Raw genomic sequence first — 15,312 nt, 5'->3', positions numbered from 1 at the left:
CCGGGTACGCACCCAAGACCATTACCGCACCGATCATCCAACGACCCGCTCGTGGGATCATCCCTCGGGCCGGCGAGCGGTGAGCAGTTCGGAGTCGGGGGTGAGCTCGACGCTCGCCTCCTCGATGGAGTCGCGCACCTTCCGGCAGTGTCCGACGTCCTCACTGTCGCCGGTGAGATCACCGCCCTGGGTGGCGAAGGCGTAGACCATGCTGGGCCGGTCGGCGAACTCCATGATCCGGAACGCGCCACCCAGCCCCGGGTGGTACGGGGTGTCCTCGGGGATGGTCGCGAGGTCGACGATGCCCGCCTCGACCAGGTCGGCGAGGAAGTCGCGTTGACCGTTGAGGACCGCCGCCCCGCCCTGGGGCCGACGCAGCACCGATTCGTTGACGACCACCCGCAACGCCGGACCCTCGGGGCCGGTCATCGCCGCGCGGTAGGCCATCTCCTCGTCCACCATGGCCTCGATGTCGTCCGGCTCCAGGTCGGAGTGCCGCGGGCCCAGCACCGCCCGCGAGTATTCACGGGTACGTAGGAACACCGGAACGGTCATGGGCTGGTGTTCCCACAACCGCGCGGCGTGGGTGCCGAGTTCCCTCATGTCGCCGAACTCGTTGGGGAAGGCCTCCGCCTGCAACGCGATGGCCCAGGCGTCGAGTAGTTGGTGCTCGGTGCCCAGGGCGGTGTCGACCCGTTCGACCAGGGAACGGGCCGGTCTGCAATGCGCGTCCTCCACCTCGCGGAGCTTGTCGTCGGTGACCCCGACGCTCCTGGCGAGCTCGCTGCGTGAGAGCCCTCGGGCGGAGCGGGCACGTAGGATCCGAGCCCCGAAGGGGAGCCACATCGCCGACGGCAACGTCGAATTCATGCCCATGACCTCTCCCGATTCTGCCGACACCTCTGGGGGCCTGGAGTGACGTACCCTCGTTGCGACGCCCCAGCCCCCGGGCTTCGACCTTCTCTTGCCCCCGGGTGGCCGGTCAAGCGACTCGACGGGTGCGGCCATCCGTGACAAGTCAACACAAAGTCCGCGATGTCGTTCTTCCCCTGTCGAGTGTTTCCCCCGATTGGAAGGTCTGTTGGTCTACCTCGCCCTCATCGCCACGGTCCTGTCACTGGTGTTCTGGGTCTACGTGCTCTTCGACGTCATCGGTTCCGAAGCGGAAGGGGTCCGCCTCCTGCCCAAGCCCGCTTGGGCGGTGATCGTCCTGTTACTGCCGAAGATCGGCGCCGCGGCGTGGTTCCTCCTGGGCCGCCCTCGCCGTGAACGAACGTCCGTCGAGGGTCCGGTGGGGCCGCCCTCGCCGTTCCCCGAGTACGACCACCCGAGCAGGGCACGCGCCTCCACCACCGAGGAGGACGAGGCGTTCCTGCGGCAGTGCCGCGAGCGGGCCGAGGAGCAGCGCGCTCGGGCCAGGGAGTTGCAGGCCCGCGAGGAACGCGAACGCCTCGAACGGCGGCGGGAGCAGCGGGAGGAAGGCCTCGAACAGGGCGAACGCGACGTCGACGAGGACCCGACGGAGTCCTCGCCCTGAGCGCCACGGGGGGTTCGGACGGATAGGTCCCGAACATCTGGGCCGTCCGAATTCGCAGTACGCTGAAGCCGCCCCGCCGCGAACCTGACCTTCCGGAAGTGAACCCGATGAACCGCTTGACTCTGCCGGTATCGATCCTCGCCTGCACCGCCTTGTTCGCCACCGCGGCCTGCCAGTCCGAGGAACCCGCACCGGAGACCGACTCCCCGTCCCCCGAAGCCTCGGAGGAATCCCCGCTGCCCGCCGAGGTGGACATCACCGGGGTGGAGGGCGCGACCCTGCACACCAGCGAGGGCGACATCGCACTGGAGCTGCTGCCCGACGACGCCCCCATCACCGTCGCCAACTTCGTCGGCCTGGCCGAGGGCGGTCTCGCGACCAACCCGGAGACGGGCGAGGAGCGGTTCTACGACGGGACGATCTTCCACCGGATCATCCCGGACTTCATGCTCCAGGGCGGCGACCCGGAGGGCACCGGCCGCGGCGGACCCGGCTACCAGTTCCCCGACGAGTTCGACTCCGGTCTGACCTTCGACGAACCGGGCATGCTGGCCATGGCCAACTCGGGTCCGGCCACCAACGGCTCCCAGTTCTTCATCACGGTCGAGCCGACCCCGCACCTGAACAACATGCACACGATCTTCGGCAAGGTCGCCGACGAGGAGTCGATGGAGATCGTGGACGCGATCTCCGCCGTGGAGACCGACGCCAACGACAAGCCGAACAGCGACGTCGTGCTGGAGTCGGTCACCATCGACCGCGCCGACGACTGACGCTGCGGCGAACACCCGGTGGCGTCGGACGAAGGTTCGACGAACGTCCAGGGGTGGTGGGACGGGGTCCCGCCACCCCTTTTCGTGTTTCGTGTGCGGCCCGCCTCGCGTATGCGGTCCGTCACGGTCGGGCCGTTCGGGGGTGGGTCAGCGGCGGCGCTTGGCGCGGGCGGCACGAGCGCGCTCGACCGCCGGGCCGATCTCCGCGACCAGCCGTGCCACGTCCTGCGTGGTGGAGGTCCGCCCCAGGGACAGGCGCAGGCTGCTCAGCGCCATCTCGGTGTCGGCCCCGGTGGCCAACAACACGTGACTGGGCTGGGCGACCCCCGCCGAACAGGCCGAACCCGTCGAGCAGGAGACGCCTCGGGCGTCGAGGAGCATCAACAGGGCGTCGCCCTCACAGCCGGGGAAGGACAGGTGGGCGATGCCGGGCAACCGCCGGTCGGTGTCGCCGTTGACCACCACGTCCGGGACGGCCGCGTGGACGCCGGCCTCCAGTTCGTCGCGCAGGGACGCCAGGTGTTTGGCGTGCTCCCTGCGCTCGGAGACCGCCAAGCCCACCGCGGTCGCCAGACCACGGGTGAGCGGTGCGGCCAGGGTGCCGGAACGGATGTCGCGTTCCTGACCGCCACCGTGCAGGACCGGGGTCGGGGTCAGGCCTCGTGCCAGGACCAGGGCACCGGCGCCCACCGGGCCACCGAGCTTGTGGCCGCTCAGGGTCAGCGCGCTCACCCCGCTGCCGGCGAAGTCCACGTCCTCCACGCCCACGGCCTGGACCGCGTCGGTGTGGAAGGGGACACCGAACTCGGCGGCGACCGCGGCCAGTTCCCGAACCGGCTGCAGGGTGCCGATCTCGTTGTTGGCCCACATCACCGACACCACGGCCACCGATCCGGGGTCGCGTTCGATGGCGGCGCGCAGCGTGCTCGGGCTCACCCGGCCGACCGCGTCCACCGGAAGTTCCTCGTACACGGCGCCCTGGTGGTCGGCCATCCACCGGGCCGGATCGAGGGCGGCGTGGTGTTCCACGGCGCTGACCAGGAGCCGGGTGCGTGCGGGGTCCTCGGCGTTACGGGCCCAATACAGGCCCTTGATGGCGATGTTGTTCGACTCGGTACCGCCGGCGGTGAAGACGACCTCGTGCGGGGTCGCGCCGACCGCCGCCGCGATCGACTCGCGCGCCTCCTCCACCGTTCGGCGGGCGGCACGGCCGTGTCCGTGCAGGGAGGACGGGTTACCGAGGGCACCGAGCTGCGCCGAGATCTCGGCGATCACCTCGGGGCGGACGTCGGTCGTGGCTGCGTGATCCAGATACACCATGGCGCGATCAAGGATACGTGGGACGTTCCGGCCTCCCGTCCGTGGTCGGCCCGCCGCCCCGGTCGTCCACAGGCCGGACGAGTGATCCTCCAGGTCGGGCCCCGGACCGATAACCTTGGACCATGCCTGATTCCGCGTCCACGCCGTCCCACCGGAACGACACCCCCACCGGGGAGCACTGGCCCGCGCCCACCGCGGGCGCCCCGCTGCACGCCCGGATCCGCCTGCCCGGATCCAAGTCCATCACCAACCGGGCCCTGGTCATCGCGGCCCTGTCGGAGGAGCCGTGCCTGGTGCGCGCCCCCCTGGTGAGCCGGGACAGCGAACTCATGGTGGGCGCGCTGCGGGCGCTGGGCGTCACCGTGACCGAGGTGCCCTCGAACGATCCGGCCGCACCGGACCTGTCCATCACCCCCGCCCCGCTGCGCGGCCCGGCCACGGTGGACGTGGGCAACGCGGGCACGGTCATGCGCTTCGTGCCACCCCTGGCGGCCCTGGCCTCGGGGGACGTGCGTTTCGACGGCGATCCACGGGCCCGTGAACGGCCGGTGGGCGAACTCCTCGGCGCCCTGCGCGCGCTGGGGGCCGACATCGACGACGAGGGGCGCGGCGCGTTCCCGCTGACCATCCACGGCACCGGTTCCGTGCGTGGTGGCGAGGTCGTGCTGGACGCCTCGGGTTCCTCCCAGTTCGTGTCCGCGCTGCTGCTCGGCGGCGCCCGCTTCACCGAGGGGATCCACCTGCGCCATCAGGGCCCGCCGATGCCCTCCCAGCCACACGTGGACATGACGATCGAGATGCTGCGCGCCGCCGGGGCCGAGATCACCACCGGGAAGAACTCCTGGAAGGTGGCCCCCGGCCCGCTGCGCGCCACCGAGATCACCGTCGACCCGGACCTGTCCAACGCCGCTCCCTTCCTCGCCGCGGCCCTGGTCTCCAAGGGCGAGGTGACCGTCGACGGGTGGCCGGAGCACACCACCCAGGCCGGTGACGCCCTGCGCGGGTTGCTCACCAGGATGGGCGGCGAGGTCTCCCGTACCGCCGATGGCGGCTTGACCGTGCGCGGAACCGGGGCGATCCACGGCATCACCGCCGACCTGCACGACGTCGGTGAACTCAGCCCCACCATCGCCGTGCTGGCCGCCCTGGCCGACTCCCCGTCCCGACTGACCGGTATCGCCCACCTGCGCCGGCACGAGACCGACCGCATCGCGGCCCTGGCCACCGAGATCAACCGGCTCGGTGGGGACGCCGAGGAGCTGCCCGACGGGCTGGTGATCCGCCCACGTCCGTTGCACGGCGGGGTGTTCCACTCCTACGACGACCACCGGATGGCCACGTCCGGAGCGGTGATCGGGCTGGCGGTGCCCGGGGTGGAGGTGGAGAACATCGCCACCACCCGCAAGACCATCCCCGATTTCCCGGGACTGTGGTCCGAGGTCCTGTCTTGAGTCGCACACGAGGCGGAGGACGTCACCTCGACGAGGACGACATCCGGGTGCGCGCCCGGGGTGGGTCCATACCCCGCACCAGCAAGCGGCCCAAGCACGAGAACGCCCGGGAGGGACTGGTCACCGCCGTGGACCGGGGCCGGTACCGCTGTCTGGTGGACCGGGTGCCCGTGGTGGCGATGAAGGCCCGCGAGTTGGGCCGGGGCTCCATCGTGGTCGGCGACAGGGTGGACCTGGTCGGCGACCTGTCCGGCAGGCCCGACACCCTGGCCCGGGTGGTCCGGGTTCGCGAACGTGAGTCCGTGCTCAGGCGCACCGCCGACGACACCGATCCGGTGGAGCGGGTGATCGTGGCCAACGCCGACCAGCTCGCCATCGTGTGCGCGCTGGCCGACCCCGCGCCGCAACCGCGCTTCGTGGACCGGTGCCTGGTGGCCGCCTACGACGCCGGGCTGGAACCCCTGCTGTGCCTGACCAAGGCCGACCTGGCCTCCCCCGACGAGATGCTCGGCGTCTACGAACCCCTCGGGCTGCCCTACGAGGTACTGGGCCCGGACCAGGATCCGAGCGGGCTCCGCGCACGCCTGGCCGGGCGGACCACCGTGTTCGTGGGTTCGTCCGGGGTGGGCAAGTCCACCCTGGTCAACCGGCTGGTCCCGAGCGCCGAACGGGCCGTCGGGCACGTCAACGCGGTCACCGGACGCGGTCGTCACACGTCCACTTCGGCCTCGGCCCTGGAGTTCGAGGGCGGCTGGCTGATCGACACCCCGGGGGTGCGCAGCTTCGGGTTGGCGCACATCGACCCGGACGACATCGTCGCGGGCTTCCACGACCTCGACGAGTTCGCCGTGGACTGCCCACCGGAGTGCACCCACCAAGAGGACGCGCCCGGCTGCGCCATCTCCGCGGCCCTGGAGCGGGGCGAGATCGACACGGACCGGGTGGCCTCGTTGCGTCGGCTGTTGAGCAGCCGCGAGGGCGAGGACGACACCGAACCCGCCGCCCCGGCCGATCCGCGCTCCTGATCGTCCGGCCCGGCCACACCGGTCGGCGCGAAGCGGGTCCGGGTGCCCTGGCCACCCCTCCTCAGCGTTCCACCGAGAGCATGCCGTGGACGACCATCTCGACACGGCGCGCGGCGCGGTCGGGGTCGATGGGCTGCAGCGAGTAGGAGACGATCAGCCTCAGGGTGACGTCGGCCACCGCCTCGGTGACCGACGGCTCGGCGGTCGGGCAGCGCTCCCGCAGCGTCCGGAAGATCCGTTCCCCGAGGAGGTCCATGAGGGGCTCGGCCCGGGTGGTCAGCACGGGGAGCAGTTCGTCGTCGCCGGTGACCACGGACCGCAACAGCGGGTTGTCCCTGGCTGCCAGCAGGACCATGCGGGTGGTACGGCTGACGGCGTGCGCGGGGTCGTGCCCCTCGGCTTCCAGCACCCGGACGACCTCGTCCAGGAGTGTGTTCACCTCGCGCACCACCACCGTCTGGAGCAGTCCCTCCTTGCTGCCGAACACGTTGTAGAGGGTCTGTCTGGACACACCGGCGGCCGTGGCGATGTCGACCATCCGACGCTCACCCCAGTGGCCGGCGAGCACCTCGGCGTAGGCCGCGTCCAGCAGCCGTTCGCGCGCGCCGGTGCTCACCCCACCGCGTCTGTCTCCGCTCACGGTTTCCATGCCCCCATCCTCGCAGCCGCCCGGATACCGCTTCCGCGATAAGGGTGCTCTCTCCTCGACCCACGTCCCCTAACACTCTGATCACGTGCGGGTGCCGCTTTGGCCATGTTCGTGCCCGGGACGGTAGCGTTACCGGCCATGGTGTCCTTTGACGATGATCTGCGGCTGGCCCACGTGCTCGCCGACTCCGCCGACGACATCGCGATGAAGCATTTCCGCGCGCTGGATCTGGTCGTCGAGACCAAACCGGACCTCACTCCGGTCACCGAGGCCGACCGCACCGTCGAAGAGACCCTGCGCAGTGTGCTCTCTCGTGCGCGCCCCCGGGACGCGGTGGTCGGCGAGGAGTACGGCAAGAGCGGGAACAGCAACCGGGTGTGGGTCATCGACCCCATCGACGGCACCAAGAACTACGTTCGGGGCGTCCCGGTGTGGGCGACCCTCATCGCCCTGTTGGAGGGCGACCGGCCGGTGGTCGGCCTGATCTCCGCACCGGCCCTGCACCGCCGTTGGTGGGCCTCCAAGGGAGGTGGCACCTGGTCCGGCCGCAGTCTGTCCAAGGCCTCGCGCTGTCAGGTCTCCAAGGTGAGCGAGCTGTCGGACGCCTCGTTCAGCTACTCGTCGCTGACCGGCTGGGAGGAACAGGGCCGTCTGGAGTCGTTCCTCGGTCTGACCCGTTCGGTCTGGCGGACCCGCGCCTACGGTGACTTCTGGTCGCACGTGATGGTCGCGGAGGGCACCGTGGACATCGCCGCCGAACCCGAACTGTCGCTGTGGGACGCCGCTCCGCTGCCGATCATCCTGGAGGAGGCCGGTGGGCGCGCCACCGACCTGCGCGGTGAGGGCTTCGTCGACGGCGGCCCCCTGGTGTGCAGCAACGGTGTGCTCCACGACCAGGCGCTGACCTGGCTCAACGGCGGACCCACCCCACTGCGCCACCACTGAGGACACGTTCCGCACACAAATGAACACGTTACGTAGTAGCGTGCGCTGTGTGCTGACCACGACAACCCATCCACGGCGCGCGATCGTGCTCTGCGGGGCGGTCCTCCTCCTGGCCACCGCCTGCGGCACCGACGGCCACGGTCACAGCCCCCGGCAGCTCAGCGAGATGATCGCCGAGAGCGTGCGCGACTCCGCCGACACCGGCCTGCCGGGGCTCGGTACGTCCGGTTCCCTCTACGACCCGGACGACTTCGCGTGCGCCCCCGCGGTGGACCCCCGGGTCGCCGGGGACTGGCGCAGCCAGGCCCCTCGCGTCGCCCTCGAAGCCGGAGAGCCCGCCGAGATCGGCCTGTCCGACGCCGCCGGCGGCCCCGCCCGGAGCGTCGTCGCGACCGTGACCACCCCCGACGGCGAGACCGCCTCCGCCGAGATCGACCTCGGTCGGGACGAGTGGGCCTCCCTGGTCTTCCCCGACGACTTCGACGCCGGCCCCACCACGAGCGGTGCGCACACCGTGCTGTGGACCGACGACGCCGGCGACCCCATTACATGCGACGGTTTCGAGGTCGACTGAGACCCGCCCTCACTCTCGGTGGCCGGATCCGGCCGGCCGAAAAAGCTCTCGATGTGAACCGAGAACCCCCTTCCCCGCGATGAGTCTGTTGACGGCCCGCCCTCTCGGGCCGCCCCGGCGCCACCGATACCACCGCGCCGGGTCCTACATACACACGGGAAGGGGCTCCATGCTGCGTTCCCTCACCGCCGGGATCGTGCTGGCCTTCGCCGGTTCTCGGGCCAACGTCGCCCGAACCATCCTTTCCTGCGCGGGGATCGTCGTCGGTGTCGGCGCGTTGATCATGGTCGTCACCGCCGGCGACCTCGGTCAGCGTTACGCCACCGCCTTCAGCGAGGCCAACGCCGGACGCGCGGCCACCCTCGAAGCCATGGCCTACAACCCCATCAGCGACATGGCCGCCTACGAGGAGGACCTGGCCCGCGCCGGCGCCCAGGACGTCTCGCTGTACCAGGCTCCCCAGAACGAGACCCTCTTTCGTTCGGGCGACGGGGTCATCGAATCCGTGAGCGTCACCGGGGTGGACGCCACCCTCTCCGACATCAGACGGATCAACATCGCCCAGGGCCGCTGGTTCACCGAGGCCGACCAGGAGTCACGCGCCCCGGTCCTGGTGGTCAACCAGTCCCTCGCCGACACCCTCGGCGACGGGACCGAACTCCAGATGGGCACCGATCACTGGATCGACGTGCGGGTGGTCGGCGTCTCCGAGGGTTCCGCCCTGGACGGCGACTGGTACTCCGCTTACCTGTTGCGCTCCCCCGTTTCCGAGGAGATCATCTTCGGCCCCGCCTGGGACCCCGATATCGGGGGTTTCCAGGAGGGAGGTGAGGACCTGGGGATCACACACCTGGCCCGGCTGGATCCCTCCGACAGCGCGGCCGACCAGATGACCGGCGGTACCGAGTTCACCGAACGCATGGAGTCGGCGCGGTGGCGGTGGAGTACCGACGAACATTTCGAGTACTTCGCCTATCGCAGCGACTTCGCCGCGGAGACGGACATCGTCATCACCGCCATGTCGGTGGGGCTGCTCGTCGTCGCCGGCATCACCCTCACCACGGGGCTGCTCGGAGTGCTCAACGTCGGACTGGTCACCGTCCGAGAACGCCGCCGTGAACTGGCCACCTACCGTGCCCTGGGCGCGAGCCGGTTCACGTTGTTCGTGGCGGTGGTCATGGAGTCCGTCGTGGTCTCGGTGGTCGCCGGGATCATCGCCCTGCTGCTGTCGTTCGCCCTGGTCGCGGCGGCGGGGGCGATCATCGGGAACTTCGTCGCGCTGCCGCCGGACATCACCATGGCCGTACCCCCATCGGCTGTGCTGGTCGGTCTGACCAGCGCCGCCTTCGTCGGTCTCTTGGCCGGGATCATCCCCGCGATGCGGGCGCTGCGCGCGTCCGTCGTCGCCGGGCTGCGGGAATAGGAGAAACAGTGAAGAAGTGGATCATCGTCGGCGCGGTCGCGGCCCTGCTGCTGGGACTGGTCGGCTCGGGTTACCTCCTGCTGTCGCGCATGGGCTCGGCGCCCACGGACGAGGACGTCGTCGGCGCCGCCGCGGACGTGAGCGGGGAACCGGTGGAGGTCGCGCTGGGCACGGTCAGTTCGCAGCTGGTCCTGGACGCCACCGTCCAGCAGGAACCGGGTGAACCCGTCGAGGCGCGCCAGGGCGGTACCGTCACCCGCCTGTGGCTGGACGACGGAGCCACCGTGGAGGAGGGCGCCCCGGTCGTCAACGTCTCGCTGCCCGCCGAACCCGCCCCCGACGCCGAGGAAGGCGATTCTTCCTCCGGAACCCGCGAGGTCACCCTGTACGCGCCCGTGAGCGGCACCGTGTCGGGCCTGGAGGACGTCCGGGTGGACGACGTACTGGAGCCCGGCGCCAAGATCGCCTCGGTCACCACCGGGGAGTTCCACGCGGTCGCCCAGGTGCCCGCCAACGACCTGTACCGGTTCTACGAGGACCCCGGCGAGATCATGCTCCAGGTCGACAAGGGACCGCCCGCCGCCGAATGCGAGTTCATCGGGCTGGGAACCGCCGAACAGGAGGACTCCGGTGAGGAAGGCCCCGAGGGCGACGGGGGTGGCGGCGGCTCACAGCTGACCTGCCGGGTCCCCTCCGACCTGACGGTCTTCGACGGGGTCCAGGGCAAGCTCTCGGTGAGCACCGGGGAGGTCGAGAACGTGGTGGTCGTCCCGGTGACCGCGGTGCGCGGCAACGTCGAATCGGGCGAGGTCGTCGTGGTCGACGACGGTGGCTCCGAGGAGGTCCGCGAGGTCTCCCTGGGCATGTCCGATGGACGGTCGATCGAGGTCACCGAGGGGTTGAGCGTGGGCGAGCAGGTCCTCGACCCGGTTCCGCTGGATTCGCGGTTCGACGTGCCCGAGGCCCCGTTGGACGAAGAGCTCGACGACGAGTTCTACGACGAGGGCCTTGAGGAGGAGGGCTAGATGTCGCTCGACACTCCCCTGCCCGTGGCGGTCCGCGCCCCTGGGGCCACGACCCCGCTCCTGCGGATCGAGGGGCTGACCCGACACTTCGTGGTGTCGGGCACTCGCATCGACGTGCTGCGCGACTGCGCCTTCGATGTGGCCCGCGGCGAGGTCGTGGCGATCATCGGTCAGTCGGGCTCGGGCAAGTCCACGTTGCTGAACGTACTGGGGTTGCTCGACACGCCCAGTTCGGGTTCCTACACCTTCGACGGGATCGACACCACGTCCCTGCGCGAGGGTCGCAGATCACGGCTGCGCGGCGACGGGATCGGCTTCGTCTTCCAGCAGTTCCACCTGTTGGAGCGGAGATCGGCCCTGGCCAACGTGGGCGTGCCGTTGGTGCTGGCGGGTGTGCCGGCGCTGCGCCGTCGCGCCCGGGCCAAGGAGTTGTTGGAGTCGGTGGGACTGGGCCACCGACTGAACTCCCAGCCGCACCAGCTGTCCGGCGGTGAGCAGCAGCGTGTGGCCCTGGCTCGCGCGCTCAGCCGCGAACCCGCGTTGCTCCTCGCCGACGAGCCCACGGGCGCCCTGGACGCCGCCAGCAGCACCATGATCATGGACCAGCTCATCGAACAGGCCCGGGGACACGATTCCGCCGTGGTGGTCGTCACGCACGACCCGAAGGTCGCCGAACGGGCCGACCGCGTGGTGGAACTGGTGGAGGGCCGGACCCGCTGAGCCGGTCGACGGTCTCGGGCCCAAGGCCCGTCCCGTTCCGATCGCCCGCCTTCTCACCCGGGCGGTCGGAACGGCGTCGCTTCGCCGTCGAATAAGCCGTATACGAAAAAACACCGGGTGGATTTCTCCACCCGGTGTTTCCTTGGTAGCGGGGACAGGATTTGAACCTGCGACCTCTGGGTTATGAGCCCAGCGAGCTACCGAACTGCTCCACCCCGCGTTGTTGTGTCTCCTACTTTAGGGCCTTGACCCCCGGGTGGCAAATCCGTTCCGACTTCCGCCGAACCGGTGGAGAACCCACCCGACCAGGCCTACCAGCGACCCGGTTCTCATTCACTCTAGCAGGGCGCTGAAGTGGATGAACCCGATTATCAATCCATGGGATCGAAAATCGAGAAAAGTACCGGGCCCGGAATTTCTTCCGGGCCCGAACCTGGTAGCGGGGACAGGATTTGAACCTGCGACCTCTGGGTTATGAGCCCAGCGAGCTACCGAACTGCTCCACCCCGCGTTGTTGTGTCTTCAGATTAGCGTGCTTGTGGGGACAACACCAAATCGGCGCACGGAGACCCGGGACACCCTCCCCCGGAGAAGCCGACGGGGCGGGCCCCGAAGGTACCCGCCCCGCTCGTCAACGCCTCGTCGAGGCCTTACCGCCCTCGACTTCGCGGCTAATCACCCGCGGCGTCCTCAAGGGCCTCAAGGGCCTCACGCAGACGCTCGTTGGCCTCGTCGTTGTTCTCCTGGGCCTCTTCCCACGCGTCGACGGCCTCGTTGAGGGCCTCGGTGAGATCGGAGTCGCCCTCGGAACCGGTGTCGGAGTCGCCCTCGGCCGGATCCTCGTCCTCGGCGCCCTCCTCGTCCGGGTCCGGCAGCGGCCCCTCGCCGCCCTCGAACAGGTTGTTCAGGGCGTCCTGGAGGTTGCTGCCGATCGCGACCTCTTCACCGAAGCCGACCATGACCTGCTGGAGCAACGGGAAGGACGCCGCACCGCCACCACCGGCCTGCACGTAGAGGGGCTCCACGTAGAGCAGACCGCCGGCGAACGGCAGGGTCAACAGGTTGCCTCGCGTCACCTCGGCGTTGGACTGCTCCAGCGGAAGCAGGACCTCACGCACGTCGGCGTCGGAGTCGAACGCGTTCTGCACCTGACCGGGGCCGAAGATCACGGTGCTGCGGGGCAGCTCCAACAGCTTCAGTTGGCCGTAGTCATCGGACTCGGGGTTGCTGTCCACCGCCATGAACGCGGCCAGGTTCTCACGACCACGCGGCACGAACGTGCTGGTCAGCGAGAAGCTCGCCTCTTCCGAGCCGGGGAAGTTGATGGTCTGGCGGTAGGGCGGCTCGGAGACCTCCCCCTCCTGGGTCGGGTCGTTGGGGACCGACCAGAAGTCCTGACCACCGTAGTAGGACGCGGCGTCGGTGACGTGGTACTCGCGCATGATCTCGCGCTGCACCTTGAACAGGTCGTCCGGGTAGCGCAGGTGCTGGACGAGCTCGTCGCTCATCTCGTCCTTGTCGACGATCGTGCCCGGGAAGGCGCCCTCCCAGGTCTTCAGGACGGGGTCCTCCTCGTCCCAGCCGTACAGGGTGACGGTGCCGTCGTAGGCGTCGACGGTGGCCTTCACCGAGTTGCGGATGTAGTTGACCTCGTTACCGGGGAGCGCGCCGACCTGCTGCGCGGAACCATCGGTGAAGGTGTCGGTCACCGCCTGGGTGAAGTCGATCCGATTGGCGTAGGGGTAACCGTCGGAGGTGGTGTACCCGTCGACGATCCACTGGACCCTGCCGTCGACCACGGCCGGGTAGGGGCGGCTGTCCACGGTCAGGAACGGCGCGACCTTCTCGACTCGGTCCAGCGGGTCACGCTCGAACAGGATCCGAGAGTCGCCGGTGATCGCGCTGTTGAGCAGGATGCTCGTTTCCTGGTACTTGATCGCGAACAGGATGCGGTCGAAGAAGTTGTTCAGCGGCACGCCGCCGTCACCTTCGTAGCGGTTGTACTGCTGCGAATCGCCCTCCGACCCCTCCCCGGAGCCTTCCTCGGCGCCTTCCGCGTCCTCGGCCGGGGCCTCTTCCTCGCCACCCTCGTTCTCGGCGGGCGCACGCGCCTCGTCGGCACTCGGGCTCGGGCTGGACTCCACGGCGTCTTCGAGGGTGGGAACGTCCGGTTCCTCGTTCTCGGCATCGAGGGGGTGGTCGTACTCCTCCTCCGCCTGGACGATGACGTATTCGGCGCCCTCGCGTCCGTAGTAGATCCGCGGCTCGTACTCGCCCGTGACCTCGCTCAACTCACCGCGCGGCGGGATGTTGTACTCGGTGAAGACCGGGCGGCCCTCGTCGTCGATCAGGTTGCCGGCGGCGGCGACCATACCGAAGCCGTGCGTGTAGATCAGGTGCCGGTTCAGCCAGTTGTCCTGGTCGTCGGGCGGACCGTCCAGTTCACGGACGGCGACGATCGTGTCGATCAGGTTGCCCTCGGAGTCCGGGTAGCGGTCGACCTCCAACACGTCCGGGAACTGGTAGAAGCCACGGACCTGCTGCATCTGCTGGAAGGTCTGCGAGACCACGGCCGGGTCGGCCAGACGAACGCTGGGGATGGTGTCGGCCTCGGCCGCCAGCTCCTGCGGGGTGAGCTCCGTGGTGGCGTCGTAGTCGATCACCTCGGTGTCGGCGACACCGTACGCCTCACGCGTGCTCTCGATGTTGCGTTCGATGTAGGGGCTCTCCAGGCGCTGCTCGTTGGGGTCGACCTGGAAGCGCTGGACGATCTCCGGGTAGGCCGTGCCGACGACCACCGCCGAGAGGACCAGCAGGCCGAGGGAGGCCACCGGGATCATCGTGTTCTTGAAGGCGATGTTGGCGAAGAACAGGACCGCGCAGATCACCGAGATGACGGTGAGGATGGTGAGGGCCGTCTTGACGGCGTTGACGTCGGTGTAGGAGGCACCGAACGTGTAGCCGCGGTCGGAGAAGACCAGTCCGTAACGGTCCAGCCAGTAGGAACCGGCGCGCAGCAGCACGAAGATGCCGAGCAGCACCGAAAGGTGCACCCGGGCCGCGGGGGTGGCGCGCTGACCGGAGTCGTTCTGCAGACGGACGCCGCCGTACAGGTAGTGCACGATCACCGCGGCGATGAACGCCAGGATGACCGCCGCGTACATGTAGCCCAGCAGGATCCGCAGGAACGGGTAGGTGAACGCGAAGAACGCGATGTCGATGCCGAACTCGGGGTCGGCGACACCGAAGTCCACGCCGTTCACGAACTGCAGGTAGGAACGCCAGTCACCGCTCGCGGCGGCGCCGGACAACAGCGCCAGGGCGCCGATGGCGATCCAGAAGAAGAGCTTGCGGTGCGGGTCGATGGACTGCCGGTAGCGGTCCAGCCCCTGCTGTTCCAGGCTCATCGGCCGGATGCCCGGCCGGGCCCTGTAGGCGAAGAAGATGCTGAGGCCGACGATGACGGCCATCACGAGTGCCGCCACCGCGAACAGTAGGACCCGGGTCCACAGCTCGGTCAGGAAGACATTGGTGTAGCCGACTGAGCTGAACCACTTGAAGTCGGTCCAGAAGTTCGCGGCGAGCATCAGCCCCGCGATGATAACGACCACGGTCGCCGCGACTGGCGCGAGCAACCTTGATCGGCGAGGCATACGCGCAGGTGGTGCGCCGGGCGATCGGAAGCTCACGCCTCCCCCTCGTTCTGGCTTGGTAGGTGCGGTCGGTGCGCGTGTGGCGCTCTATGTTGAGAACTTATTCGGTGGCCGCCAGGTTCCCGAAATCGCCCCTCGGCGGGTGACAAGCCTGCATCGTTGGTGTATCGGAGTCGCAAACGGACGGCACCCCTGCGACCCTACTGGCCGTGAACGG

13 protein-coding genes and 2 tRNA genes are annotated in these 15,312 nt (G+C 69.3%); 9 read left to right on the top strand and 6 right to left on the bottom strand.

The window, feature by feature from the left end; all coding sequences use genetic code 11:
• Window positions 1–57: 57 nt before the first annotated feature.
• The gene (locus ACWGSK_RS04900) at window positions 58–870 is read right to left on the bottom strand and encodes a helix-turn-helix domain-containing protein (protein WP_358503406.1); all 813 of its coding nucleotides are present in this window, start codon (window positions 868–870) and stop codon (window positions 58–60) included.
• A gap of 211 nt (window positions 871–1,081) precedes the next feature.
• On the opposite strand from ACWGSK_RS04900, the gene ACWGSK_RS04895 reads away from it, so the two are divergent.
• A complete protein-coding gene (locus tag ACWGSK_RS04895; RefSeq protein ID WP_452455247.1) occupies window positions 1,082–1,537 on the top strand; it encodes a PLD nuclease N-terminal domain-containing protein in 456 nt (151 codons plus the stop codon).
• A gap of 107 nt (window positions 1,538–1,644) precedes the next feature.
• Entirely contained in the window at window positions 1,645–2,310 is a 666-nt protein-coding gene (locus tag ACWGSK_RS04890) for a peptidylprolyl isomerase (protein ID WP_358503412.1), read from the top strand.
• Window positions 2,311–2,457: 147 nt separating this feature from the next.
• Here ACWGSK_RS04890 and ACWGSK_RS04885 read toward each other — a convergent pair whose 3' ends face one another.
• Complete coding sequence (locus ACWGSK_RS04885; RefSeq protein ID WP_452455246.1) at window positions 2,458–3,630, bottom strand: cysteine desulfurase family protein; 1,173 nt, start codon at window positions 3,628–3,630, stop codon at window positions 2,458–2,460.
• Window positions 3,631–3,752: 122 nt separating this feature from the next.
• Here ACWGSK_RS04885 and aroA point away from each other — a divergent pair, with 122 nt between their 5' ends.
• Window positions 3,753–5,081, top strand: coding sequence for a 3-phosphoshikimate 1-carboxyvinyltransferase (aroA, locus tag ACWGSK_RS04880; RefSeq protein WP_452455245.1), 1,329 nt, complete (start codon window positions 3,753–3,755; stop codon window positions 5,079–5,081).
• The gene (gene rsgA / locus ACWGSK_RS04875) at window positions 5,078–6,106 is read left to right on the top strand and encodes a ribosome small subunit-dependent GTPase A (RefSeq protein WP_452455244.1); all 1,029 of its coding nucleotides are present in this window, start codon (window positions 5,078–5,080) and stop codon (window positions 6,104–6,106) included. Before aroA ends, rsgA begins: the two co-directional genes overlap by 4 nt.
• Window positions 6,107–6,167: 61 nt before the next feature.
• Here rsgA and ACWGSK_RS04870 read toward each other — a convergent pair whose 3' ends face one another.
• Window positions 6,168–6,755 (bottom strand): TetR family transcriptional regulator, encoded by a 588-nt coding sequence (locus tag ACWGSK_RS04870; RefSeq protein WP_358503424.1) that lies wholly within the window; start codon window positions 6,753–6,755, stop codon window positions 6,168–6,170.
• Between the two features lie 138 nt (window positions 6,756–6,893).
• On the opposite strand from ACWGSK_RS04870, the gene hisN reads away from it, so the two are divergent.
• From hisN to ACWGSK_RS04845, 5 genes are all read left to right on the top strand, one after another.
• Window positions 6,894–7,700, top strand: a complete 807-nt coding sequence (gene hisN / locus ACWGSK_RS04865) for a histidinol-phosphatase (protein WP_358503427.1) — start codon at window positions 6,894–6,896, stop codon at window positions 7,698–7,700.
• A gap of 49 nt (window positions 7,701–7,749) precedes the next feature.
• Entirely contained in the window at window positions 7,750–8,274 is a 525-nt protein-coding gene (locus ACWGSK_RS04860) for a hypothetical protein (protein ID WP_452455243.1), read from the top strand.
• 169 nt (window positions 8,275–8,443) lie between these two features.
• Window positions 8,444–9,697 carry an ABC transporter permease gene (locus ACWGSK_RS04855; RefSeq protein WP_358503433.1) on the top strand — a complete coding sequence of 418 codons (1,254 nt, stop codon included), beginning with the start codon at window positions 8,444–8,446 and terminating at the stop codon, window positions 9,695–9,697.
• 8 nt (window positions 9,698–9,705) lie between these two features.
• Window positions 9,706–10,722, top strand: a complete 1,017-nt coding sequence (locus ACWGSK_RS04850) for an efflux RND transporter periplasmic adaptor subunit (protein WP_358503436.1) — start codon at window positions 9,706–9,708, stop codon at window positions 10,720–10,722.
• Window positions 10,723–11,442, top strand: coding sequence for an ABC transporter ATP-binding protein (locus tag ACWGSK_RS04845; RefSeq protein WP_358503439.1), 720 nt, complete (start codon window positions 10,723–10,725; stop codon window positions 11,440–11,442).
• A 143-nt stretch (window positions 11,443–11,585) separates the two neighbouring features.
• On the opposite strand, the gene ACWGSK_RS04840 is transcribed toward ACWGSK_RS04845, so the two are convergent.
• The 3 genes from ACWGSK_RS04840 to ACWGSK_RS04830 form a co-directional block, all read right to left on the bottom strand.
• Window positions 11,586–11,662, bottom strand: a tRNA-Met gene (locus tag ACWGSK_RS04840).
• Between the two features lie 214 nt (window positions 11,663–11,876).
• A tRNA-Met gene (locus tag ACWGSK_RS04835) sits at window positions 11,877–11,953 on the bottom strand.
• Window positions 11,954–12,113: 160 nt separating this feature from the next.
• On the bottom strand, window positions 12,114–15,053 hold the full coding sequence (locus ACWGSK_RS04830) for a UPF0182 family membrane protein (protein WP_452455242.1): 2,940 nt from the start codon (window positions 15,051–15,053) through the stop codon (window positions 12,114–12,116).
• Window positions 15,054–15,312: the final 259 nt, after the last annotated feature.

The organism is Nocardiopsis sp. NPDC055551 (assembly GCF_053619415.1).
This window is presented reverse-complemented; position numbering and strand designations above follow the sequence as displayed.

Excerpts from the sequence above, each read along its gene's own strand:
- ACWGSK_RS04855 (WP_358503433.1), top strand. The coding sequence starts at position 8,444 with ATGCTGCGTTCCCTCACCGCCGGGATCGTGCTGGCCTTCGCCGGTTCT.
- ACWGSK_RS04890 (WP_358503412.1), top strand. The coding sequence starts at position 1,645 with ATGAACCGCTTGACTCTGCCGGTATCGATCCTCGCCTGCACCGCCTTG.
- aroA (WP_452455245.1), top strand. The coding sequence starts at position 3,753 with ATGCCTGATTCCGCGTCCACGCCGTCCCACCGGAACGACACCCCCACC.
- ACWGSK_RS04885 (WP_452455246.1), bottom strand. The coding sequence starts at position 3,630 with ATGGTGTATCTGGATCACGCAGCCACGACCGACGTCCGCCCCGAGGTG.
- ACWGSK_RS04900 (WP_358503406.1), bottom strand. The coding sequence starts at position 870 with ATGAATTCGACGTTGCCGTCGGCGATGTGGCTCCCCTTCGGGGCTCGG.
- ACWGSK_RS04870 (WP_358503424.1), bottom strand. The coding sequence starts at position 6,755 with ATGGAAACCGTGAGCGGAGACAGACGCGGTGGGGTGAGCACCGGCGCG.
- hisN (WP_358503427.1), top strand. The coding sequence starts at position 6,894 with ATGGTGTCCTTTGACGATGATCTGCGGCTGGCCCACGTGCTCGCCGAC.
- ACWGSK_RS04845 (WP_358503439.1), top strand. The coding sequence starts at position 10,723 with ATGTCGCTCGACACTCCCCTGCCCGTGGCGGTCCGCGCCCCTGGGGCC.